The sequence below is a fragment of the Streptomyces sp. NL15-2K genome, assembly GCF_030551255.1.
GTDB lineage: Bacteria > Actinomycetota > Actinomycetes > Streptomycetales > Streptomycetaceae > Streptomyces.
The window spans coordinates 5,307,727-5,329,157 of the sequence record NZ_CP130630.1 but is presented as its reverse complement, the minus strand read 5'-3'; the positions used below and the strand labels follow the sequence as shown (position 1 = coordinate 5,329,157).

The window sequence follows — 21,431 nt, the reverse complement described above, 5'->3', positions numbered from 1 at the left end:
GTACCGTTCCTAGGTTTGTTGGACGCTGTTGGCCAACTCGCCATAATCCGGACAATCGGTCCGGTGGCCCTCCGAACGGTCTTGAGGGCCGGGGAACAGCGCGAGCTGGTCACCCTGGCACGGTCGGGTCTTGCCGCCTCGGGTGGGCGTGCCCGCTGTCCTGGGTGGGCTGGCTGTCCCGCACACCCGCGGCAGGGATACGGCCTGGCCGGTAGCTCTCCGCGCCGCCATCCTCCGGTGGCGGGCGGTCACACCTGGCCGACGCCGGATCCCGTAGCCGAGAGCGCGCCTGCCGATGGCCACCGAGGCACCGTGGTGCCGGGTGACCGTGGTCTTCTTCGATTGCTCCTGCAGGGGCGTGGTCCAATACCGGCCGCCCCAGCGGCTGGTGTAGGCCGGGTCGACCGCGACCACCACCAGCCCGGCATGGCAGGCCATACCGCGCAACCGCTCGCGGAAGCGGGCAGTGGGCATGCCCGCCACCGTCCGACGGAACCTCATCCCCCGCCCGCCGCGGCCCATCGTCTCCCGCCCGGTGGCGCGGGCGTCGGCGAAGCCCAGGTCTTCGATGGCGATCCCGGCGCAGCCGTGCTCGCGGGCGAGGGCGATCAGATGACTGATCGCGGCACGCAGCCGCCCGTCCCGGGTGGCGGTGCGGCCGGTCAACTCCAGCGGGATCGTGAGCGGGTCGCCGATGGGATTGCCGTGCGGATCGAGGACACAGGTGGCGAGGTGGTCGGCGTTCAGGTCGACCCCCAGCAGCCGTGCCCCGGAGGCCTTGAGCTGGTCCGGGGTGGGCAGCACGGTGGTGTCGGCCGACCATGACGCATCCAGGTACCAGCGGCCGCGGGCCGGGTCGCAGTTGATGTCGTAACGCACCGCCCGGTGGGCCATGACGCGGTCCAGCCACTCCCCGCGCCGGTGGTGGAAGGCGACGCTACAGGCCAACCGGTAGCGGCCTCTGGGGGCATTGGCCAGGTGCCGCAGCGGCTCGGGCAGCACCAGACTCACGGTGCCGTCGTCCGGGTCGACGGTGATGGTGTAGTTGCCCCATGGGGCGCCGGACTCGCCGTCGGCGGTCAGGAACAGCCGCGCCGCCTCCCACCGCCGGAGCCACTCGCGCTCGGTGAGCTGCGCGTCGGCCAGATGGTGCCGCAGCCCGGCCAGACGCCGCCCACCAACCGTGATGGACGGCCGTCCGGAGGCGATCCGCGCCTCCACCACGGCGAGCCGGGCCTTGAGCACCTGCATCCGGCGCTGTTTCTGAGCCCGTTCGTTCTGGTCGGCGTAGCCGCGTACCCCGTTCTTGGCACGCTTGCCACAGGGGGCAGCCAGGCGCCGGGTGATGGTGCGGACGGCCCGGCGCAGCCCAGAACGTGCGTCGTGCAGACAGCGCATCGACAACTGGTACTGGTCCTCCGAGGCGCGGGTCATCGCCCCCGCCCAGCGCGAGGAGGACACAGCGGTGAGCTTCTTCTTCCGCTCCGCCCGCCGGGCGTCCTTCGCCCGCACGCTCCCGAGCCGGACCCGCTCGGCCAGATCGGCCCGCTGGTGGCGACCCAGATGCTCGCCCACCAGGCGCAGGACCTTCTCGTCGACCGCCCCCAGACGCAGCCGGTCCCGAATCCGCGCCCCCGCCGGCGCGCCCACAGTGAACGGAGCAGCCAGCACCCGCAATTTCCGCTTCTCCTTGCGCTTGCGTGCCACCGGCCACCCCCCTCTCCCCAGTCACCACCTCGGCTGCCATCACCGATCATGCGTTCCCGGCACGCACATGATCCTGACAACCGGCCTCGTTCACCCATACGAAGGACAGGTCGGCCAACCATGGCCAACAACCCAGTCAACAGTTGTTCACCCGAGTAACGCGACGGAGACGGCGGTCGACGACTGGGCGATGAGGAGGGTGGGCCGCCTGCCCAGCCGGTCCGTCATCACACCCGCGCCGAGGGAGGAGACGACACTGCCGAGGCCGTGCAGGGCGGCGACGAGTCCGGCGTAGGAGGCGGAGTAGCCGCGGTCGAGGGTCAGGTACAGCGCCATGAACGTGGCGACGAACGCCCCGAGCCGGTTGACCAGCGTGCTGGTCCACAGCCACCAGAACTCCCGGGGGAGCCCCGAGACGGTTTCCCGGACGGCACGTCTCAGGGCGGTGACTGGCATGGCGGATCCCTCACGGACGGAAGCGAGCGTAAGTGGCCAAGGCGGCCAGCACACATTACGAGTGCGGCTGAGGGAAGGCCACTGAATTAACAGATCCCGTCAACAGTCCGCTTGTCAGTCCGCTCCTCGGGCGCGGCCCGCACCCGACCAAAGCCGTGGATTACGCTCATCCGCATGGCCGACGCACCGTACAAACTGATCCTCCTCCGCCACGGCGAGAGCGAGTGGAACGCGAAGAACCTGTTCACCGGCTGGGTGGACGTCAACCTCAACGACAAGGGCGAGAAGGAGGCAGTCCGCGGCGGTGAGCTGCTCAAGGACGCCGGCCTGCTCCCCGACGTGGTGCACACCTCGCTCCAGAAGCGAGCGATCCGCACCGCGCAGCTCGCCCTCGAAGCGGCCGACCGCCTCTGGATCCCGGTCCACCGCAGCTGGCGCCTGAACGAGCGCCACTACGGCGCCCTCCAGGGCAAGGACAAGGCGCAGACCCTCGCGGAGTTCGGCGAGGAGCAGTTCATGCTGTGGCGCCGCTCCTACGACACCCCGCCGCCCCCGCTGGAGGACGGCGGGGAGTTCTCCCAGTCGGACGACGCGCGCTACGCGACGATCCCCCCGGAGCTCCGCCCCCGCACGGAATGCCTCAAGGACGTCGTCATCCGCATGCTCCCGTACTGGTACGACGGCATCGTCCCGGACCTGCTCGCAGGGCGTACGGTCCTGGTGGCGGCCCACGGCAACAGCCTCCGCGCCCTGGTCAAGCACCTCGACGGCATCTCCGACGCCGACATCGCGGGCCTGAACATCCCGACGGGCATCCCGCTGTCGTACGAACTGGACGCGGACTTCAAGCCGGTCAACCCCGGCGGCACGTACCTGGACCCCGACGCGGCTGCGGCGGCTATTGAGGCGGTCAAGAATCAGGGCAAGAAGAAGTAAGTCATCTGATCTTGCCTCCCACCTGCGCATACGGCGCGGGCGGGAGGCATTTTCGTGCCCTGGGAAACTCCCCGGATGCCGCGCCCCGACTGCGACCGTGGGTCGACCGGGTTAGCGTGACTCCGATCCCTTGGAGTACTGCTCAGGCGGGAGTAACGGCATGTACATGCTTCGTGAGGTCTATCAGGCCGAGCGCGGAAAGGCGCCGGAGATCGTGGCGGCGTTCAAGACGCTGTCCGCCGTGTTGGAGAATGCCGGGTGCACGAACCGCCGGATCTACGTCGATTACTCGGGTCCCATGGACACCGTCTTCGCCCAGTGGGAGTTCGACAGCCGCGACCAGTACTTCACCCTGGAGCGGGCCTTCTTCAAGAACCCGGACGCTGACGCGCAGGCTCTGATCGACGCCTTCAACAGCAACGCGAAATACGGCTACAAGGAGATCTACGAGGTCATCGAGTAGCGCTAGGCACTCAGTGACTGAGTGGCGTGGGAGGCGCCATGACCGATCACCCGCACATCGGTGTGTTCCAGCGAGCGATGGCGGCCTTCACGGCCGGCGACATGGATGCGCTGGCGGAGGTCTTCCACCCCGATGTCGTATGGCATCACGAGGGCCGGGGGCCGCTGTCGGGGGACTATCAAGGCCGCGAAGCCACGTTCGAGATGTTCGCTCGGGACTTCGAGCTGTCAGGTGGCACGTACCGCCCGCAACTCCACGATGTTCTCGCGAACGATGCCCATACGGTCGCTCTGTTCCATGCCACGGCGTCGCGCGAGGGCAAAAAACTCGATATGGACTACGCCATCGTCTTCCACATCAGCGACGGCAAGATCGTCGAAGGTTGGGAGCTCTGGGCCGACCAAGCAACATACGACGAGTTCTGGTCGTAGGGACGCGAGGCGCCACCGCTTCTCTTGGTCGACTTCCCCGGGAGGCTCACGTGTCGGTTCTCATCCTCTTTCGATGGAAGGGTGATCCCGACCAGTTGCTGGCTGCTTATGACAGGGAACTCCAGCACCCAAGCCCCAGAGAGCAACCGCGCCGGATCTCCCACACATGCGCACAGACCCGCGATGGCATGCTGGTCGTAGACGTGTGGGAATCCGAGGAAGATTTCCGCGCGATGATGGAGAACCCCGCATTCCAACAGAACCTCCGCGAGGCTGGGACACCGGATCCCGACAGTCTTGAAGTGCTGCCGGTTCATGCCTCGATTCCCTAAATCGATGGCGACTGGATCGGGGGGATTGGCAGATCTGTTCCACCCCTGCGAGGGAAAACCCCAGGTGATGTGGCCGTACCGGTGGAACAGATCTGCCAATCGCTGGGGGGGGAGTGTCCGGAAGCCGTTCATCACGGTCGGCCAGGACAGGTGCAGGTCGCGGGCGGCCTGGATGACGGTGGAGCCGGCGTCGCGTACCTGGCGCCCGGCCGCAGTGCGCAGCCGGGTGGTGCAGGTGAACTCGGCGCCTTCCGTCGGCTCACGGGCATCCTGCATTCGGGGACGTGCCCGAATGGGTCATGGCAATCGGGCGAGTGTGGTTCGCTGCTGGGGTGACTCAGGACTTGGAGATCGTCGCATTCGAATCCGCGCAGGCATTCGAGGCATGGCTCGGTGAGAACCACGCCGTCTCGCCCGGCATCTGGCTCAAGCTTCGCAAGAAGGGCCCCGGAATCGTCGCGCTGGACTACGCCCAGGCGCTCGACGTGGCACTCTGCTACGGCTGGATCGACGGCCAGAAGGCCAAGTTCGATGACCAGTGGTGGCTCCAGCGGTTCACCCGGCGCAAGCCGAGCAGCAAGTGGTCCAAGATCAACCGGGACAAGGTGGCCGCCCTGATCGAGCAGGGCCGGATGCGTCCGCCGGGGCAGGCCGAGGTCGACCGCGCCAAGGCGGACGGCCGCTGGGAGGCGGCCTACGACGGCGCGAAGACCGCCACGGTGCCGGACGACCTCGCGGCGGCCCTGACCGCCGACCCGGCCGCGGCGGCGTTCTTCGAGACGCTGGACCGGCAGAACCGCTACGCGATCCTGTACCGGATCCAGGACGCCAAGAAGGCCGAGACCCGGGCGCGCCGGATCGAGAAGTACGTAGCGATGCTGGCGAAGGGCGAGAAGCTGTACCCGTAGTCGCGGAGAGGGCCCGTGGCCGCGTGGTGCCCTGAGCTCCCGGCGTGCCAGCGGCCCCGGTAGCAGCCACCAGGTGCCCCCCCCAGGTAATCCATCCGCTCCATGGCGTCGTCTCCCCAAATGGGCCGCGCCGTCAGGGCGTGCGCGCCGCAGTCTGCGCGGAAGCCAGCACGCCTATCTTGTCGATGCGGTGCTCGGGGTTGCCCCTGTCGTCGCGCCAGTAGTTTCCCGCCGCGTTGTCCTCGGGTGTGGCGCAGGTGGAGATGGTGATCATGGCCTGGGTGGGGCGCTTGCCCGGGAAGCCGGGTACCGCCGCCCGCTGTTCGGCGAGCGAGCGCGCGGAGCGGAAGGAGGTCTTTCGGGTGTCGGTGATCTCGTACTCGTAGACCGTGCCGCCCGAGGTGACGAGGACCCGGTCGCCCTCGTCGAGGGCCGGGAGTTCGCGCAGGGGGCCTCCGGAGGAGAGGCGGTGGGCTGTGACGAGGTAGTTGCCGACCTCGCCGGGGCCGACGCCGCCCCGCTCGCCGTATGGGCTGGCCGCGACGCCGCGGTTCTGTATTCGTGTGCCCGGCCAGTCGTCCGTCGTCCCCTCGTACGGGATGACGCGGAGGTTCTTGAGGCCGATCGCCGGGATGGTGAGCTGGGCGGGTTGGCTCCGGGCGCTGGTTTGGCGAGGGGTCGGTTGCGCCGGGGTCGAAGCCGGGGCCGTCGTATCCGAGGGGGTTTCCCGTACGGGCCCGGCGCGGCCGGTCGCCGGGGAGGCCGCACCCGGAGCCGTCGCGGACTCGTCGGCTGCACTGTCCCCGGGGGAGCAGCCGAGGAGCACGGCTATGCCGGCGCCGGCGAGGGCGGTGAGCAGGGCTCGGGGACGGGGCATGGCACTCGGATTCGGTAGCCGGGTTGCGTCGCGCCACCATGCGCGAAGGGTGGGCGCGTCATGGGAGAAACGACCAGAGCCGACCAGGTGTTCCCCGTCAGCCGTATGGCGGCGGTCCTCGTGGCGGTGGGCGCGGAGCGGGGGGAGGATTCGGGCAAGAGTGACTTAAGGGTGGCCGTAAAGGCGTAGGTGAAGGGTGAAAACATGCCGAAGTACCTCTTCAGAGTCAAGTTGGCCTCGGAGGGGCTGAAGGGCCTGCTCAAAGAGGGCGCCGCCGCGCGCCGCGAGGTCGTCGAGCGTATGGTCCAGAGCCTGGACGGTCGGGTCGAATCGATGTACTGGGCCTTCGGCGACGACGACGTCATCCTCACCGTGGAGCTGCCGGGCAACACCTCCGCCGCGGCCATGGGTCTGGTCGCGTCAGCGAGTGGTGGCATTCGTACGAATACGGTCGTGCTGCTGACGGCCGAGGAGATCGACGAGGCGGTCCGGCAGAAGGTGGAGTACCGGGCACCCGGCGCCTGACGCGCCTGACGCGCCTGACGCACCCGTAGAACCGTGCCCCCGGCCCGGCCCCCCATGGTGTGATGACCCCGTGAGCCGCGCCGCAGAAGAGACCAATCGCCGCATGCTCCGGGCCCGGGATGCCATGGACCGCGCCTACGCTCAGCCGTTGGACATCCCGGCCCTGGCCCGGATCGCCCATGTGTCGCAGGCGCACTTCGCGCGCACCTTCCGGGCCACGTTCGGCGAGACGCCGCACCGCTATCTGCAGCGTCGTCGGGTGGAGCGGGCGATGTTCCTGCTGCGGGAGACCGACCGCAGTGTGACGGACGTCTGCTTCGCGGTCGGCTTCGGCAGCCCGGGGACCTTCAGCCGCACGTTCCGCGACATCGTCGGTCGGTCGCCGAGGGCGTACCGGAAGGAGGCGGCCGCCGTGGCCGTACCGACGTGCTTCACGATGGCGTGGACGCGGCCGCGCGCCTGACCGCCAACAAACGCCAACAACCCGCTGCCCCTGAGGTCCGTCGACTGAGCAGTTTTGGATAAGTTTTTCGTCCGGCTCACCCGTAGCGTGATGCCCATGTTCACCGCCATCACGCACTCACAGATCTACGTCCTCGACCAGGACCAGGCCCTCGACTTCTACGTCGGCAAGCTCGGCCTGGAGGTCAACGCCGATGTCGACATGGGCTTCATGCGCTGGTTGACCGTCAACGTCCCCGGTCATCCGGAGCGCCAGATCCTGCTGGAGAAGCCGGGTCCGCCGGCGTTGTCCGAGGAGACGGCGCAGCAGGTCCGCGAGTTGTTGACCAAGGGGGCGACCGGGGGCCACCTCATCTTCACCACGGACGACTGCCGCAAGACGTACGAGACGCTGCGGGGCAAGGGCGTCGAGTTCACCGAGGAGCCCACCGAGCGTCCGTACGGAATCGACTGCGGCCTGCGCGACCCCTTCGGCAACAGCATCCGCTTCACCCAGCCGAAGGCCTGAGAGCCGGAGGAAGGCCTGAGAGCCGGAGCTGGGCCGCGCCGCGCCGACCGAGCACCCGGACCCCGGCCCCCGGCCCGCGGATCCCGCATGCCGAGGGCCGTCTCCGCCGCTTCAGATCGACAGCGGTACCCTGTGGATCTCGTCCGCCTTGTGCCCCGCGCGTTCGTGGACCCGCTGGACCGCGTCGGCCGAAGGGGCCTCCGAGAGGCAGTAGACGATTCCGGCATCGGGGTCCGCCCAGGCGCGCTCGAAGTGCACGCCCTCTTCTTCCTTCTCCATGGCGAGGTCGGCGTCGTGTGCCTCCCTCAGCTGCTCGGGCGTGATGCCCTCGAACCCGTGGTGGACGTCCATGAACTGAGTCATGCCTCGCACCTCCTTGTTCTTCCGGACTTGTTCTCCCGCGTGCGCGAGCGAACTCGCCGGCTCTCCTCTCAGGGTGCGCTTGTACGACAGCCCGGGCTAGTGCCCCGGCAGGCAACGTTCGCCCCGTCGCGACGCCCGGCACGCTCCCCCACTGCCCTAAAGGCGTGGGAGGTGCCCCCACTCGCCGCACCGGCCGAAAGCCCAAGTACGTCCGGTCCATCGACGGGGCCTTCCGGCCGGCACGGCGAGAGCACGCACCGGCTGCGGTCCTTGGCCGCTGCGCGGCGGGCGCTCCTTGACGGGCGAACGTTGCCTGCCGGGGCACTAGCCAGGGCCACCCGCACCGACGAAGGGCCCCGGTATCCACACCGGGGCCCTTCACCGTCGTACGGGATTGTCCGCGCCGTCAGCCGCACTGGCACGGATTGCCCGACTGACACCCGCAGCCGCACCCCGAGCCGCAGCCGCACGCGCCGAACAGCGGCAGGCTCCTGATCTCGGCGGGCTGCTCGCTCGGGCGTTCCCGCGTGGGGTCGGGCGTGGTGCTGGGGGTGCTGGGGGATTCGGCCATGGTCCCTCCTCAAGGCTGGTGCCTGTGCCCAGGTACCTGGGCCCATTGGATGCCCGCCCTGCTGGGCGCATCAACGGCGCACTGTGGCTCGCACGCGCCCCGAACAAGACCCAACAGGCCCCGCACTCCCCAGTGGGGAATCAGGCCCCGTCCGCCGCCGGCTGGATCTCCGGCTGGACATCCGCCTGGAGCTCGTCCGCGTGCTCGCCCGTCACCAGGTACACCACCCGCTTGGCGACCGACACGGCGTGGTCGGCGTACCGCTCGTAGTAGCGACCGAGCAGCGTGACGTCGACGGCCGTCTCGATGCCGTGCTTCCAGCGGTCGTCCATCAGGTGCTGGAAGAGGGTGCGGTGCAGCAGGTCCATCTCGTCGTCGTCCTGCTCCAGCTGGAGCGCCAGGTCGACGTCCTTCGTGACGATCACCTCGGCCGCCTTCGCCATCAGGCGCTGCGCGAGCTGGCCCATCTCCAGGATCGTCGCGTGCAGGTCCTGCGGGATCGCGCGCTCGGGGAAGCGCAGGCGCGCGAGCTTCGCCACGTGCTGGGCCAGGTCGCCGGAGCGCTCCAGGTCGGCCGACATCCGCAGGGAGGTGACGACGATCCGCAGATCCGTCGCCACCGGCTGCTGGCGGGCCAGCAGGGCTATCGCCCGGGCCTCCAGTTCGTGCTGGAGATCGTCCACCTTCTGGTCGGCCTCGATCACGCTCTCGGCCAGCTTCAGGTCGGAGTCGAGGATCGCCGTCGTGGCGCGCCCGATCGCCGACCCGACCAGCCGGGCCATCTCCACCAGACCGTCGCCGATCGAATCAAGTTCCTCGTGGTACGCGTCCCGCATCAGGTTCCCTCTCGTACGTGTGCCTACGCTGTGCAACACCGGCTGTGCGAAGCCGACCGATACCGGCTGTGCGAAGCCGACCGATTACCGGCTGTGCGAAGCCGACCGATTACCGGCGGTGCAAACCGGCCCCTCGCACCCCACGCTCCCACGTTCCGCCCGCTACGCGTCGGTTTCCGTCACCCCAAATGAACCATCACTGGCTCCAAGGTGAACTCTGGGCGACGAGTGTTCGAGCTCGCACTCGGATGGCTGTGGCCAGCGGCTGTCCCGTGCCTAACCTGGGTGCATGGACGTGAACGCGGCGGTCGCCGCAGCAGCAGCGATCGCCGGTGTACTCACCGGTGTGATCGCCATGCTGGCGTTCCGCTGGAGCGAGCGGGAGCAGAAGCGCCCCACTCGCACCTCCCTGCACACCGACCCGGTGCTTCCGCCGGGCGTGGACACCGTCCTGTCCGTGCTCCGGTCGTCGGCCGTCGTACTGGACGAGGCGGACGCCGTCGTCAAGGCCAGCTCGGCCGCGTACGCCCTCGGTCTGGTCCGCGGCGGCAAGCTCTCCATCGAGCCCATGCTCCGGATGGCCCGGGACACCAGACGGGACGGGGAGATACGGCAGGTCGAACTGGATCTGCCCAGGCGGGGGAGCGGACGCGGAGAGGCCCTCGCCGTTTCCGCGCGCGTCGCGCCCCTCGGCTCCCGGCTGGTGCTGCTCCTCGTCGAGGACCTCACCGAAGCCCGGCGCATCGAAGCGGTCCGGCGCGATTTCGTCGCGAACGTCAGCCACGAGCTCAAGACCCCCGTCGGCGCGCTCTCCCTCCTGTCGGAGGCCGTCATGGACGCCTCCGACGATCCGGAGGCCGTGGAGCGCTTCGCCGGACGCATGCAGATCGAGGCCACGCGGCTGACCAGTCTGGTGCAGGAGCTCATCGACCTCTCCCGGGTGCAGAACGACGACCCGCTGGAGGACGCCGAACCGGTCCGCGTCGACGAACTCGTCGCCGAGGCCATCGACCGGTGCCGGCACGCGGCCGGCACCAAGCAGATCACCATGGCCGCCGGCGGCACCGCCGACCTGCACGTCTGGGGCCACCGCGGCCAGCTCGCCGCCGCCCTCGGCAATCTCGTCGAGAACGCCGTCAACTACTCACCCGCCCGCACCCGCGTCGGGATCGCCGCCCGCCGCGTGACCGCGCCCGGCGGGGACATGATCGAGGTCGCCGTCACCGACCAGGGCATCGGGATATCCGACAAGGACAAGGAGCGCATCTTCGAGCGCTTCTACCGCGTCGACCCGGCCCGCTCCCGTGCCACCGGCGGCACGGGCCTGGGACTGGCGATCGTCAAGCACGTGGCCGCCTCGCACGGCGGGGAGGTCACGGTGTGGAGCTCCGAGGGACAGGGCTCCACCTTCACCCTCAGGCTGCCGGAGGCGGGTGCGGCCCGCGACCGCGCCCACGAGCACCCCGGACTCGACGACGAGGCCGGGCAGTCCCCCACCGAGTCATCCCCGTACGAACCGCTTCCCGCCCCGGAGGTCCTTCCGTGACCCGTGTGCTCGTCGTCGAGGACGAGGAGTCCTTCTCCGACGCCCTGTCGTACATGCTCCGCAAAGAGGGCTTCGAGGTCGCCGTCGCGACCACCGGGCCCGACGGACTCGACGAGTTCGAGCGCAACGGCGCCGACCTCGTCCTCCTCGACCTGATGCTGCCCGGCCTGCCGGGCACCGAGGTCTGCCGTCAGCTGCGCGGCCGTTCCAACGTCCCCGTCATCATGGTGACCGCCAAGGACAGTGAGATCGACAAGGTCGTGGGCCTGGAAATAGGAGCCGATGACTATGTCACCAAGCCCTTCTCCTCCCGCGAGCTGGTGGCCCGCATCCGGGCCGTACTGCGCCGCCGCGGCGAGCCCGAGGAGGTCACCCCGGCCGCGCTGGAGGCAGGCCCGGTCCGTATGGACGTCGACCGCCACGTGGTCACGGTCTCGGGCTCCAAGGTCGACCTTCCTCTCAAGGAGTTCGACCTGCTGGAGATGCTGCTGCGCAACGCGGGCCGCGTCCTGACCCGCATGCAGCTCATCGACCGCGTCTGGGGCGCCGACTACGTCGGCGACACCAAGACCCTCGACGTCCACGTCAAGCGCCTGCGCGCCAAGATCGAGCCGGACCCCGGGGCGCCGCGGTACCTGGTGACGGTGCGTGGTCTGGGCTACAAGTTCGAGCCGTAAGCCGTAGCCGGCTGCTGACGCAGGAAGGGCGGGACCTCTCGGAGAGGTCCCGCCCTTCTGTCGTACGAGACAGCCATACGAACGTACGAGACAGCCATACGAAGTCGTACGACGGTCCCGTACGGCCGTCTCGTACGGCTGTTGTCCCGTACGGATGTCTCTTACGGCCGCTCAGTGATCGGCGGCCGGCGACTCGGTCGTGCTCGCGGAGGCCGCGTCCGTCGGGGTGGTCGCGTGGTCCGGGGAGGCGGTGCCGGTGGGCGTGCCCGAGGCGCCCTCGCCCGGCTCCTCGCCCGTGCCCGGCTCGCCGCTCGGGGTCGCCGTCCCGCCGGCACCCGGCTCCGCCGGGACCTCGGTCGGGCCCCACTTGGAGAAGTAGTTGTCGGCCGGGACGACGAAGGCGCGCAGGCTCACGTCGCCGGTCTTGCTGAAGGTGAAGGTGACCTTCTGCGCGTTGCCGTCCTGGACGCTCTCGCCGACCTGCTTCAGCGAGGCGGAGGCGTTGCCCTGGCCGCCGAGGATGACGGAGCCGCCCGCCGGGACGGTCACCTTGCCGTTGCCCTTGGCGGGCTTGAGCTCCGCGGTGCCGGCGCCGGCGACGCTGACGGAGTCCAGGATCTGGTCGCTGCCGCCGCTGTTGAACAGGGTGGCGGAGACCACCGCCGGGCCCTTGGCCTCGGGGTCGGGCTGGGTGATGACGACGGCGTTCTGGACCTTGATGTCGCCGACGGAGGTGGCCGCGTTGTCCGGCTTGACCTGCAGGGTCTGTGCGTCGCTGCCGGCGCCGCACGCGGCGAGCGAGGCGATCGAGAACGCGATGGCGGCCGCGGCGAGGGCGCCGCGTCGAAGGCTGCTGCTCACGGCGGCGGCAACTCCTTGACTTGAGCGAGGCGGCCCGTAAAGCCGCGCTAAGTGACTGTCAGCGGCCTTAGGTTACCGAGCCGTTCCCACGCGACCGCACCCGACCCTCCCTCCGGCCCTCCAACGGGCAGGCAAGGGGGCTAAGGGGCCTGTGTCGAAAGTGGCGCCTGCCTGGCGGCGCCGCAGTGACATCAGCCGCTACCGCGGCGGGCGCACTCTCGCCGCACCGGGCGAAAGCCCAAGTACATCCGGTCCATCGACGGGGCCTTCCGCCCGGCACGCCGAGAGCACGCACCAACGCAGTCATCAGCCTCCCCCCACTCTCGGCTTCGCTCGAGCGGGGGGACCCCCATCGCGGCGGGCGCCCGGCCCGCCCTCCGGGCGGACGACGCCACTTTCGACACAGGCCCCAGTGCCCCGGCAGGCAACGTTCGCCCGAACGTTGCCTCCCGGGGCACTGGTCACTCTCCTCACAGGCGGCCATCGAGCCACATTGCTCCTGCGCTCGTCGGCCATTCACATAAGCGTCTCCGGAGCCGCGGCGCGGATTTTGCGTGAAGGAATGCGCGGGCCCCGGAATTGATCACCGGTCGCCCGGTCGGCCGCATCGTGATCAATTCCGGATTCGGCGCGGAGGTGACTCCGCACACCGAACGGAGTAGCGGAAGTCGCACGCTTGGAACCGGACATATGGGGATGTTCGGCCACCTGGAGGAGCCTCCGGATGTGTGTAACGTACGCGTTTCACCTCCCCCGGAGAGCCGCTCTCACCTGCGAATACTTTCTTCCGCTCGGCCCTCGCAGCACGTTCCTGTTGCTGTTGTCAAGCCCCGAGATATGCCCTGACCTGCGAAAACGCCATTCAGAACACGCCGTTTCCGTGTTACTCTGGATAGCCACGGAAGGGGTACCTGTCACATGACGTTCAAGGTTGGCGACACCGTGGTCTATCCCCATCACGGGGCCGCGCTGATCGAGGCCATCGAAACTCGCCAGATCAAAGGCGTGGACAAGACCTACTTGGTGCTGAAGGTCGCCCAGGGTGATCTGACGGTACGTGTGCCAGCGGACAATGCGGAGTTCGTCGGCGTGCGTGATGTGGTCGGTCAGGACGGACTGGACCGGGTCTTCGAGGTGCTGCGCGCGCCGTACGCCGAGGAGCCCACGAACTGGTCGCGTCGTTACAAGGCAAATCTGGAGAAGCTCGCCTCCGGCGATGTCATCAAGGTCGCGGAAGTCGTACGTGACCTGTGGCGTCGTGAGCGCGAGCGCGGACTGTCCGCCGGTGAGAAGCGCATGCTCGCCAAGGCCCGCCAGATCCTGGTGAGCGAACTCGCTCTCGCGGAGAACACGAACGAGGACAAGGCCGAGGCTCTGCTCGACGAGGTCCTCGCGTCCTGACGCCGACACCAGCCGGCCTCAGCTCAGTCAGCACGTTGAAATCAGCACATTGAAATGCCGCGGTGCCCGATGACGTCTCAGCAGTCGCCGGGCGCTGCGGCATGCTCGCATTCAGACGCCGTACGCGTGTTCGCCTCGAGGGAAGTACCCCGATTCCGGGGAAGCCCCCGATACTTTTCGTGCCGGGCCCGGGCAACCTGCTCAACCAGGGTCACGGAAGGGTTCTGGTCAAGCTGTCGTACCCGGCACGCTTGAGGCCATACCCACCTAGGCCGAGCACACAAACCTGACAGGAACCGATGTCTGACGTTTCGCGCCCTTCGCCCGCGCCCGCGCGCACGGCCGCGGTTATTCCGGCCGCCGGCCGCGGCGTACGACTCGGCCCGGGCGCCCCCAAGGCGCTCCGCGCGCTGAACGGCACGCCCATGCTGATCCACGCGGTCCGCGCGCTGGCCGCATCCCGTGCCGTCTCCCTGGTCGTCGTCGTGGCGCCGCCCGACGGCGCCGGCGAGGTCAAGTCCCTGCTCGACGTGCACGCGCTGCCCGAGCGGACGGACTTCCTGGTCGTCCCGGGCGGAGAGACCCGCCAGGAGTCGGTGAAGCTCGGCCTGGACGCGCTGCCGCCCGACTACGACATCGTGCTGGTGCACGACGCCGCCCGGCCCCTGGTCCCGGTCGACACGGTCGACGCCGTCATCGAGGCCGTACGCGAGGGAGCCCCCGCCGTCGTCCCGGCGCTGCCTCTCGCGGACACCGTGAAGGAGGTCGAGCCGGCCGCGACGCCGGGCGACCCGGAGCCGGTGGTGGCCACCCCTCAGCGGGCGCGCCTGCGTGCGGTCCAGACCCCCCAGGGCTTCGACCGCGCGACCCTGATCCGCGCCCACGAGACGGTGACCGACCAGGTCACCGACGACGCCGGCATGGTCGAGCAGCTCGGCCTGACGGTCGTGGTCGTCCCCGGCCACGAGGAGGCCTTCAAGGTCACGCGCCCCCTGGACCTCGTCCTCGCGGAGGCGGTCCTGGCACGCAGGAGGGCGAACGATGGCTTCTGAGGCATCTGATGTCCGGCTGCCGCCGGGTGGGCCTTACCCGCTCCCCCAGGTCGGCATCGGCACCGACATCCACGCCTTCGAGGAGGGCCGCGACCTGTGGTGCGCCGGCCTGAAATGGGAGGGCGAGGGCACGGGCCTGGCCGGTCACTCCGACGCGGACGTCGTCGCGCACGCCGCCTGCAACGCGCTGTTCTCGGCCGCCGGACTCGGCGACCTGGGACAGCACTTCGGCACCGGCCGACCTCAGTGGTCGGGTGCCTCGGGCGTCACGCTGCTGACGGAGGCCGCCCGGATCGTCCGCGACGCGGGCTTCACCATCGGCAACATCGCCGTACAGGTCGTCGGGCCCCGCCCGAAGATCGGCAAGCGCCGCGACGAGGCCCAGAAGATCCTCTCGGAGGCGGCGGGAGCGCCGGTCTCGGTATCGGGGGCGACGACGGACGGGCTCGGCTTCCCCGGGCGCGGCGAGGGCCTGATGGCGGTCGCCACGGCGCTGGTGGTCCGGACCGGGGCCTGACCCCGGCCGGGAGGTGAACGACACGAATGCGTCTACCTTCAACAGAAGGTCGCGAGGCACTCACACCGGCCCACTACCCTGGAGTCGTGACTATTCGTCTGTACGACACCAGCACCCGGCAGATTCGTGACTTCACCCCGCTCACGCCGGGCTGTGTCTCGATCTACCTGTGTGGTGCCACCGTGCAGGCGGCCCCGCACATCGGGCACATCCGCTCGGGGCTGAACTTCGACATCATGCGCCGCTGGTTCGAATTCCGCGGCTACGAGGTCACGTTCATCCGGAACGTCACCGACATCGACGACAAGATCATCGCCAAGGCGGCCGACCGGGGCCGCCCATGGTGGTCGATCGGCTACGAGAACGAGCGGGCCTTCAACGACGGCTACACGGTGCTCGGTTGCCTGCCGCCGACGTACGAGCCGCGCGCCACCGGCCATGTGACCGAGATGGTCGAGATGATGCGCGGCCTCATCGAGCGCGGGCACGCCTACGAGGCGGACGGCAACGTCTACTTCGACGTCACGTCGTTCCCCGAGTACCTGCGGCTGTCCAACCAGGAGCTGGACAACCTGCTCCAGCCGTCCGGCGAGGGCGAGACCGGCAAGCGGGATCCGCGTGACTTCGCGATGTGGAAGGCGGCCAAGCCGGGCGAGCCGAGCTGGGAGACGCCGTGGGGCCGCGGCCGCCCCGGCTGGCACCTGGAGTGCTCGGCGATGGCCCACAAGTACCTCGGCACCGCCTTCGACATCCACGGCGGCGGCCTGGACCTGATCTTCCCGCACCACGAGAACGAGATCGCCCAGGCCAAGGCCTACGGCGACGACTTCGCCCGGTACTGGGTGCACAACGCCTGGGTCACCATGAGCGGCGAGAAGATGTCGAAGTCGCTGGGCAACTCCGTCCTGGTGTCCGAGATGGTCAAGCGGTGGCGGCCGATCGTGCTGCGCTACTACCTCGGCACGCCCCACTACCGCTCGATGATCGAGTACAGCGAGGACGCCCTGCGCGAGGCCGAGTCGGCGTTCGCGCGCATCGAGGGCTTCGTGCAGCGGGTGATGGAGAAGGCCGGGGGAGCCGTCGAACCGGCCGCCGAGGTGCCGCCCGCCTTCACCGAGGCGATGGACGACGACCTGGGCGTCCCCCAGGCCCTCGCCGTCATCCACACCACCGTCCGGCAGGGCAACTCCGCGCTGGCCGCCGACGACAAGGAAGCCGCCGTGGCCCGGCTGGCGGAGGTGCGGGCCATGCTCGGCATCCTCGGCCTGGACCCGCTGGAGGCGCACTGGGCCGGCGAGGCCGACCGCGGCGACGACCTCCACGGAGTCGTCGACAGCCTCGTACGCCTGGTCCTCGACCAGCGCGAGGCGGCCCGCGCCCGCAAGGACTGGACCACCGCGGACGCCATCCGCGACCAGCTCAACCAGTCCGGCCTGGTCATCGAGGACAGCCCGCAGGGACCGCGCTGGAGCCTCGGTCCGCGGTAGATCCCGTTCTTGATCGAATGCAATCGAATGTGATCGATTGTGCCGCCCGGCCGTCCGGGCGGCACACTGCATAGACGTACGTACGAAAACTCACGACAGACAGGTAGGTCATGGCCGCTAACAACCGCCGCATGTCCGGCAAGAAGGGCGCGCAGGTCGGCAGTGGCGGCCAGCGGCGCCGGGGCCTGGAGGGCAAGGGGCCGACGCCGCCCGCCGAGATGCGCAAGGGGCACGCCAAGCAGCGCGCCGCACAGGCGAAGGTCAAGCGCGCGACCGCGCGCCAGGCACCGCGCGGGCGCGGCGGCAGGTCCGCGTCCGAGTACGTCGTCGGGCGCAACCCCGTCGTCGAGGCGCTGCGCGAGGGCGTGCCCGCCTCCACGCTCTACGTCCAGCAGTTCATCGACAACGACGAGCGGGTGCGCGAGGCGCTCCAGCTCGCGGCCGACCGCGGCGGCATCAACCTCATGGAGGCCCCGCGCCCCGAGCTCGACCGCATGACCAACGGGCTGAACCACCAGGGCCTGGTCCTCCAGGTCCCGCCCTACGAGTACGCCCACCCCGAGGACCTCGCCGAGGCCGCCGCCGACAAGGGCGAGGACCCGCTGATCGTCGCCCTCGACGGCGTGACCGACCCGCGCAACCTCGGTGCCATCGTGCGGTCCGTCTCCGCCTTCGGCGGGCACGGCGTCGTCGTCCCCGAGCGGCGCGCGGCCGGCATGACCGCCGGCGCCTGGAAGACGTCCGCCGGCACCGCGGCCCGTACGCCCGTCGCCCGCGCCACCAATCTGACGCGGACCCTGGAGTCGTACAAGAAGGCGGGCATCGTGGTCGTCGGCCTCGCCGCCGACGGCGAGGCCGAACTCGGCGAGCTGGAAGCCCTTCAGGGCCCGGTCGTCATCGTCATCGGCAGCGAGGGCAAGGGGCTGTCGCGGCTCGTCGGCGAGACCTGTGACGTCCGGGTGCGCATTCCGATGCCCGGCGGCGCGGAGTCGCTCAACGCCGGTGTGGCGGCGGGGATCGTGCTGTACGAGGCGGCCCGCCGACGTCCCTGAACGACTCTTCGACGAAGTCACTCACACGGGGTATTTCTGGCGTCCAGGGGCAACCTTGACGGGGTCCGGACAGATCTGCCAAGTCAAGGCAGTGTCCTAAGCGCACGTCACTCGGTTAGATGAGTGTGGACACCAGAACACCCCGCACACCCACGGGGGACCGCTCGTCGGGATACGACGACGCTCCCGCGCTGAGCATGGTGAAGGTGCCGAGCGATCCGGCGCAGATCATCGTCAATCATGCGAGCTTCCGCGTGCAGTTCGGCGCGTCGACGCGGCGCAACCAATCCCCGCGGATCGCAGGGCACTTGAGCGCCACCGAGGACACCGCCCGTATCCCCGTCGCCGGCGCGGCCGGCAGACCGGCCGCGGGCGCCCGTCGCCGCCCCGTCGTCTGGAGCGGCAAGTCCGCCCCCGACGACACCGGCGCCCACCGCCTGCTCCAGGCCGTGCGGGGCGGCAGCGTCGGCCACGGCGACGAACACTCCCCAGCCCCGTCCGTGTCCGCCGACGCCGGAGCCACTCAGGTCATCCCGCGCGTCGACGTCAACGGCGGCTACGGCGACGGCGGTTACGACGGCGGCGGTTACGACGACGGGTACGGCGACCTCGCCCAGACCATGGAAACCCCCGTCATCGGCGCCCAGCGCACCCACGACGCTCAAGGCACCCGACTCCTGCCGAACATGCGGACCGTGGGCAGCGCCTACGACGAACCCGCCTACGCCGAACCCGCCTACGCCGAACCCGCTTACGGCGACGAGCGGTTCGACGACCCCCAGGAGCCCGACGACACGGAGAGCGGGCCCCGGTCCGCCGAGCGCCGCGGCGACGACCCCGCACGGCACGCCTACTACCCGGGCCGCCGCATGAACCTCGGCGTCGTCCTCCTGCCCCTGCGCGTCTTCCTCGGCTGCATCACCATCTACGCCGGCATGAGCAAGCTCTGCGACCCCGTCTACTTCGACGGCGGCAAACGCGGCTCCATGGTCAAGTGGCTCAACACCCTGCACCCCTGGGAAGTCGCCGAACCGCTGCGGCAGTTCGGCCTCGAACACCCCGTAGGCGCCGGGCTCGTCATCGCCTTCCTCCAGGTCATCGCGGGCGTCCTCACGGTCCTGGGCTGCTGGCAGCGCGTCGCCGCCGTGGTCGGCGCCGGCCTGTCCGCCGCCCTCCTCGTCACCGTCAGCTGGAAGAGCGTCCCCGCCTACGACACCCCCGACATCATCTACCTCGCCGCCTGGTCGCCCCTGATCATCGCGGGCGCCCCCGTCTACTCCATCGACGGCCGCCTCGCCGGCGGCGCCTGGCGGCGCCTCGGACCCCGCTCCGACATCTGGGAACTGCGCCGCTACGTCCTGCGCCGCGGCGCCCTCATCACCGCCGTCGTCACCGGGCTCACGCTGCTCATCGGCTCGCTGCTCGGCGGCGCCGTCCGCGACGCCGACCGTGTCGTCGTCCCCGGCCCCGGCGAGGCCCCGCGCAACGAACTGCCCGGCTCCCCGCTCCCGAAGGACCCCGCCAAGCGCCAGAAGGGGACCCCGTCGGCCTCCACCTCCCCCACCCAGGGCACGACGACCGGCCCGACCGCGGGCGCCGCCAGCACCCCGGGCGCCGGCCGGGAGACCGGCACCGCGACCGGCGGCTCGCCCAGCCAGACCCAGGGCACGACGGGCCAGGCCCCGCCGCAGCAGTCCTCCCCGGCCCAGCAGGCCCCCAGCACCAGCTCCGGCCCGACCTCCGGCGGCAGCGCCACCGGCGGCGCCTCGACCGGCGGCTCCGGCGACGGCTCCTCCTCCGGCCAGCCGGGCCTGGTGGGCGGCCTGTTGGGGTAACCGAGCCGGTGGGCGGGGTATTGGGCACGCCTGCCGGCTGAATACCTCGGCCCATACGACAGGGTCCCGCACATCATCTGTGCGGGACCCTGTAGTCGTGCGGCGACTGTGACGCCCTGAGGGGCGCGGGGCTGTGTAGATATCGCGGGGCTGTGCAGATATGCGGCTCCGCCGCGTGGGCGCGACCAGCCACGGACGGCCCGCAGCCGCGCGAACGGCCTTACGGCCCAACCCGCGGCGCTAACGCCCCAGCGCCGCCAGTTCCTTCGCAGCCTCGGTCAGATCCTTGGCCGTATCGATGGCCCGCCAATACGCACCTTGCGGAATCGGAAACCCAGCCAGCCGCCGCTCACGCGCAAGACCCGGAAACGTCGTCCGCTCATGATCCCCCCGCTCCGGCAGCAGCCCCGCGAACTCCGGCGAGAACACATACACCCCCGCGTTGATCTCGAACGTCGACGGCGGCGACTCGATGAAGTCGGTGATCCGGCCGAAGCCGTCCGTCCGCACCGCCCCCCACGGAATGCGCGGACGCGCGAGCGCGAGGGTGGCGACCGCGTCGCGCTCGGTGTGGAAGTCCGCCATGTCGCGGAGCGAGAACCGCGTCCAGATGTCGCCGTTGGTGGCGTACCAGGCGCGGTCCGGGTGGGGGAGATGGGCCGCGGCGTACTTGAGGCCGCCGCCGCGGCCGAGCGGCTCCGTCTCGACGACGGTCGTGACGTTCAGCGGCAGATCGGCGGACTCCAGCCACTTCTGCAGCACCTCGGCGAGGTGGCCACAGCTGACCACCACATCCGTCACGCCCTCCTCCGCGAGCCAGGCAAGCTGATGGCCGATGATCGGAGTCCCCGTCCCGGGGATCTCGACCATCGGCTTGGGCCGGTCATCGGTGTAGGGGCGCAACCGGGAGCCCTGGCCACCAGCCAGAACCACGGCTTGAACGGGGCGGGACGCGGCGTTCGGATCGGTCATGACCGAACTGTACGTCGCGTCCCGCCCGCTGCCGGAGTCGGCAACCGTTCCTTAATCAGGCGTTTTTGTCTTCCCGTTGCCGTCCTCCCCTCCGAAGTAGTGCCCGCTCAGCCGTGCGCCGCCGCGACGCCCGACGCGAAGGCGGTGTCGCAGACCGGGCGGGCGTACGACTGCGCGCGCGTCGGGCCGTACACACGGACCGCGGCGCGGCCCAGGGCCCTGGCGATGGAGACGCAGTGCTTCGCCAGCGACGGACGGCCGTTCACGGCCTCCTGGAGGTGCGTGAGCGCGACGCCCGGGTTCTCCTCCTGCAGTTCCGTCAGGAGCTGGTCGCGCAGCACGTCCTGCGGGGCGCGGGCGGCGGCACGCGACGAGGCGTCCGACGACGACGCCTCCGCGGCGGTGAGCACCGGGCTGGAGGGGTTCCCCGACCAGTTGACCCGGGTGACCGCGAGGGTCCCGGAGAGCACCAGGACGACGGGCAGGACGAGGGCGAGGGAGCGGCCGATCCGACGGGCGGGGCCCCGGCCGCGTCGCGTCTGTTGGTTAGTGGAGTGCTTCACGCGTGTGAGGGTAGCGCGGGGTAATGATTTGGCGACATTTAGTCACCAGTACGGGGGATGAAGAGGTGCTCTTTTTTGGGTGGAGGGTTGACG

25 protein-coding genes and 1 pseudogene are annotated in these 21,431 nt (G+C 69.9%); 17 read left to right on the top strand and 9 right to left on the bottom strand.

What is annotated here, in order from left to right:
* Positions 1-9: 9 nt before the first annotated feature.
* Positions 10-1,707: a hypothetical protein gene (locus Q4V64_RS23775; RefSeq protein ID WP_253267052.1), complete on the bottom strand. Its 1,698-nt coding sequence runs from the start codon at positions 1,705-1,707 to the stop codon at positions 10-12.
* A 150-nt stretch (positions 1,708-1,857) separates the two neighbouring features.
* Positions 1,858-2,163, bottom strand: a pseudogene (locus tag Q4V64_RS23770) (MFS transporter); the annotation flags it as partial.
* A gap of 174 nt (positions 2,164-2,337) precedes the next feature.
* Between Q4V64_RS23770 and Q4V64_RS23765 the strand changes: the two are divergent.
* From Q4V64_RS23765 to Q4V64_RS23745, 5 genes are all read left to right on the top strand, one after another.
* Entirely contained in the window at positions 2,338-3,099 is a 762-nt protein-coding gene (locus Q4V64_RS23765) for a phosphoglyceromutase (protein ID WP_124441123.1), read from the top strand.
* A gap of 160 nt (positions 3,100-3,259) precedes the next feature.
* Positions 3,260-3,562, top strand: a complete 303-nt coding sequence (locus Q4V64_RS23760) for a hypothetical protein (RefSeq protein ID WP_124441124.1) — start codon at positions 3,260-3,262, stop codon at positions 3,560-3,562.
* 38 nt (positions 3,563-3,600) lie between these two features.
* The gene (locus Q4V64_RS23755) at positions 3,601-3,993 is read left to right on the top strand and encodes a nuclear transport factor 2 family protein (RefSeq protein ID WP_124441125.1); all 393 of its coding nucleotides are present in this window, start codon (positions 3,601-3,603) and stop codon (positions 3,991-3,993) included.
* A 50-nt stretch (positions 3,994-4,043) separates the two neighbouring features.
* Entirely contained in the window at positions 4,044-4,325 is a 282-nt protein-coding gene (locus Q4V64_RS23750) for a hypothetical protein (RefSeq protein ID WP_124441126.1), read from the top strand.
* A 299-nt stretch (positions 4,326-4,624) separates the two neighbouring features.
* A complete protein-coding gene (locus Q4V64_RS23745) occupies positions 4,625-5,233 on the top strand; it encodes a YdeI/OmpD-associated family protein (RefSeq protein ID WP_172629269.1) in 609 nt (202 codons plus the stop codon).
* Between the two features lie 133 nt (positions 5,234-5,366).
* On the opposite strand, the gene Q4V64_RS23740 is transcribed toward Q4V64_RS23745, so the two are convergent.
* On the bottom strand, positions 5,367-6,110 hold the full coding sequence (locus Q4V64_RS23740; RefSeq protein WP_172629270.1) for a class E sortase: 744 nt from the start codon (positions 6,108-6,110) through the stop codon (positions 5,367-5,369).
* Between the two features lie 60 nt (positions 6,111-6,170).
* Here Q4V64_RS23740 and Q4V64_RS23735 point away from each other — a divergent pair, with 60 nt between their 5' ends.
* The 4 genes from Q4V64_RS23735 (at position 6,171) to Q4V64_RS23720 (ending at position 7,605) form a co-directional block, all read left to right on the top strand.
* Complete coding sequence (locus Q4V64_RS23735) at positions 6,171-6,299, top strand: hypothetical protein (protein WP_301184530.1); 129 nt, start codon at positions 6,171-6,173, stop codon at positions 6,297-6,299.
* Positions 6,300-6,314: 15 nt separating this feature from the next.
* A complete protein-coding gene (locus tag Q4V64_RS23730) occupies positions 6,315-6,635 on the top strand; it encodes a GYD domain-containing protein (protein ID WP_124441127.1) in 321 nt (106 codons plus the stop codon).
* 70 nt (positions 6,636-6,705) lie between these two features.
* Positions 6,706-7,098 (top strand): AraC family transcriptional regulator, encoded by a 393-nt coding sequence (locus Q4V64_RS23725; protein WP_172629271.1) that lies wholly within the window; start codon positions 6,706-6,708, stop codon positions 7,096-7,098.
* Between the two features lie 96 nt (positions 7,099-7,194).
* Positions 7,195-7,605 carry a VOC family protein gene (locus Q4V64_RS23720; RefSeq protein WP_124441128.1) on the top strand — a complete coding sequence of 137 codons (411 nt, stop codon included), beginning with the start codon at positions 7,195-7,197 and terminating at the stop codon, positions 7,603-7,605.
* Positions 7,606-7,716: 111 nt separating this feature from the next.
* Here Q4V64_RS23720 and Q4V64_RS23715 read toward each other — a convergent pair whose 3' ends face one another.
* From Q4V64_RS23715 to phoU, 3 genes are all read right to left on the bottom strand, one after another.
* Positions 7,717-7,968 (bottom strand): SCO4226 family nickel-binding protein, encoded by a 252-nt coding sequence (locus Q4V64_RS23715; RefSeq protein ID WP_124441129.1) that lies wholly within the window; start codon positions 7,966-7,968, stop codon positions 7,717-7,719.
* Positions 7,969-8,374: 406 nt separating this feature from the next.
* Positions 8,375-8,539 (bottom strand): hypothetical protein, encoded by a 165-nt coding sequence (locus Q4V64_RS23710; RefSeq protein WP_124441130.1) that lies wholly within the window; start codon positions 8,537-8,539, stop codon positions 8,375-8,377.
* Positions 8,540-8,679: 140 nt separating this feature from the next.
* Positions 8,680-9,375 carry a phosphate signaling complex protein PhoU gene (phoU, locus tag Q4V64_RS23705; RefSeq protein ID WP_124441131.1) on the bottom strand — a complete coding sequence of 232 codons (696 nt, stop codon included), beginning with the start codon at positions 9,373-9,375 and terminating at the stop codon, positions 8,680-8,682.
* A gap of 289 nt (positions 9,376-9,664) precedes the next feature.
* On the opposite strand from phoU, the gene Q4V64_RS23700 reads away from it, so the two are divergent.
* Positions 9,665-10,921: an ATP-binding protein gene (locus Q4V64_RS23700; protein ID WP_124441132.1), complete on the top strand. Its 1,257-nt coding sequence runs from the start codon at positions 9,665-9,667 to the stop codon at positions 10,919-10,921.
* Positions 10,918-11,598, top strand: coding sequence for a response regulator transcription factor (locus Q4V64_RS23695; protein ID WP_015659563.1), 681 nt, complete (start codon positions 10,918-10,920; stop codon positions 11,596-11,598). Before Q4V64_RS23700 ends, Q4V64_RS23695 begins: the two co-directional genes overlap by 4 nt.
* Positions 11,599-11,769: 171 nt before the next feature.
* Here Q4V64_RS23695 and Q4V64_RS23690 read toward each other — a convergent pair whose 3' ends face one another.
* The gene (locus Q4V64_RS23690; protein ID WP_124441133.1) at positions 11,770-12,459 is read right to left on the bottom strand and encodes a copper chaperone PCu(A)C; all 690 of its coding nucleotides are present in this window, start codon (positions 12,457-12,459) and stop codon (positions 11,770-11,772) included.
* 918 nt (positions 12,460-13,377) lie between these two features.
* Between Q4V64_RS23690 and Q4V64_RS23685 the strand changes: the two genes are divergently transcribed.
* From Q4V64_RS23685 to Q4V64_RS23660, 6 genes are all read left to right on the top strand, one after another.
* Positions 13,378-13,860, top strand: coding sequence for a CarD family transcriptional regulator (locus tag Q4V64_RS23685; RefSeq protein ID WP_003953493.1), 483 nt, complete (start codon positions 13,378-13,380; stop codon positions 13,858-13,860).
* A 299-nt stretch (positions 13,861-14,159) separates the two neighbouring features.
* A complete protein-coding gene (gene ispD / locus Q4V64_RS23680; protein WP_124441136.1) occupies positions 14,160-14,912 on the top strand; it encodes a 2-C-methyl-D-erythritol 4-phosphate cytidylyltransferase in 753 nt (250 codons plus the stop codon).
* Positions 14,902-15,429, top strand: a complete 528-nt coding sequence (ispF, locus tag Q4V64_RS23675; RefSeq protein WP_124441137.1) for a 2-C-methyl-D-erythritol 2,4-cyclodiphosphate synthase — start codon at positions 14,902-14,904, stop codon at positions 15,427-15,429. Before ispD ends, ispF begins: the two co-directional genes overlap by 11 nt.
* Before the next feature lie 86 nt (positions 15,430-15,515).
* On the top strand, positions 15,516-16,916 hold the full coding sequence (gene cysS, locus Q4V64_RS23670) for a cysteine--tRNA ligase (RefSeq protein WP_124441138.1): 1,401 nt from the start codon (positions 15,516-15,518) through the stop codon (positions 16,914-16,916).
* Between the two features lie 110 nt (positions 16,917-17,026).
* Positions 17,027-17,968 carry a 23S rRNA (guanosine(2251)-2'-O)-methyltransferase RlmB gene (gene rlmB / locus Q4V64_RS23665; protein WP_124441139.1) on the top strand — a complete coding sequence of 314 codons (942 nt, stop codon included), beginning with the start codon at positions 17,027-17,029 and terminating at the stop codon, positions 17,966-17,968.
* A gap of 119 nt (positions 17,969-18,087) precedes the next feature.
* Positions 18,088-19,803, top strand: a complete 1,716-nt coding sequence (locus Q4V64_RS23660) for a DoxX family protein (protein WP_172629272.1) — start codon at positions 18,088-18,090, stop codon at positions 19,801-19,803.
* Positions 19,804-20,043: 240 nt separating this feature from the next.
* Here the strand turns inward: Q4V64_RS23660 and Q4V64_RS23655 are convergent, their stop codons facing one another.
* Positions 20,044-20,775: a nucleotidyltransferase family protein gene (locus Q4V64_RS23655; protein ID WP_124441140.1), complete on the bottom strand. Its 732-nt coding sequence runs from the start codon at positions 20,773-20,775 to the stop codon at positions 20,044-20,046.
* A 107-nt stretch (positions 20,776-20,882) separates the two neighbouring features.
* The gene (locus Q4V64_RS23650) at positions 20,883-21,338 is read right to left on the bottom strand and encodes a hypothetical protein (RefSeq protein ID WP_124441141.1); all 456 of its coding nucleotides are present in this window, start codon (positions 21,336-21,338) and stop codon (positions 20,883-20,885) included.
* Positions 21,339-21,431: the final 93 nt, after the last annotated feature.

Coding starts and splice junctions, on each gene's coding strand:
- Q4V64_RS23765 (WP_124441123.1), top strand. CDS start 2,338: ATGGCCGACGCACCGTACAAACTGATCCTCCTCCGCCACGGCGAGAGC.
- Q4V64_RS23760 (WP_124441124.1), top strand. CDS start 3,260: ATGTACATGCTTCGTGAGGTCTATCAGGCCGAGCGCGGAAAGGCGCCG.
- Q4V64_RS23755 (WP_124441125.1), top strand. CDS start 3,601: ATGACCGATCACCCGCACATCGGTGTGTTCCAGCGAGCGATGGCGGCC.
- Q4V64_RS23745 (WP_172629269.1), top strand. CDS start 4,625: ATGGCAATCGGGCGAGTGTGGTTCGCTGCTGGGGTGACTCAGGACTTG.
- Q4V64_RS23740 (WP_172629270.1), bottom strand. CDS start 6,110: ATGCCCCGTCCCCGAGCCCTGCTCACCGCCCTCGCCGGCGCCGGCATA.
- Q4V64_RS23735 (WP_301184530.1), top strand. CDS start 6,171: ATGGGAGAAACGACCAGAGCCGACCAGGTGTTCCCCGTCAGCCGTATG.
- Q4V64_RS23730 (WP_124441127.1), top strand. CDS start 6,315: ATGCCGAAGTACCTCTTCAGAGTCAAGTTGGCCTCGGAGGGGCTGAAG.
- Q4V64_RS23720 (WP_124441128.1), top strand. CDS start 7,195: ATGTTCACCGCCATCACGCACTCACAGATCTACGTCCTCGACCAGGAC.
- Q4V64_RS23715 (WP_124441129.1), bottom strand. CDS start 7,968: ATGACTCAGTTCATGGACGTCCACCACGGGTTCGAGGGCATCACGCCC.
- Q4V64_RS23710 (WP_124441130.1), bottom strand. CDS start 8,539: ATGGCCGAATCCCCCAGCACCCCCAGCACCACGCCCGACCCCACGCGG.
- phoU (WP_124441131.1), bottom strand. CDS start 9,375: ATGCGGGACGCGTACCACGAGGAACTTGATTCGATCGGCGACGGTCTG.
- Q4V64_RS23700 (WP_124441132.1), top strand. CDS start 9,665: ATGGACGTGAACGCGGCGGTCGCCGCAGCAGCAGCGATCGCCGGTGTA.
- Q4V64_RS23685 (WP_003953493.1), top strand. CDS start 13,378: ATGACGTTCAAGGTTGGCGACACCGTGGTCTATCCCCATCACGGGGCC.
- ispD (WP_124441136.1), top strand. CDS start 14,160: ATGTCTGACGTTTCGCGCCCTTCGCCCGCGCCCGCGCGCACGGCCGCG.
- ispF (WP_124441137.1), top strand. CDS start 14,902: ATGGCTTCTGAGGCATCTGATGTCCGGCTGCCGCCGGGTGGGCCTTAC.
- rlmB (WP_124441139.1), top strand. CDS start 17,027: ATGGCCGCTAACAACCGCCGCATGTCCGGCAAGAAGGGCGCGCAGGTC.
- Q4V64_RS23660 (WP_172629272.1), top strand. CDS start 18,088: ATGAGTGTGGACACCAGAACACCCCGCACACCCACGGGGGACCGCTCG.
- Q4V64_RS23655 (WP_124441140.1), bottom strand. CDS start 20,775: ATGACCGATCCGAACGCCGCGTCCCGCCCCGTTCAAGCCGTGGTTCTG.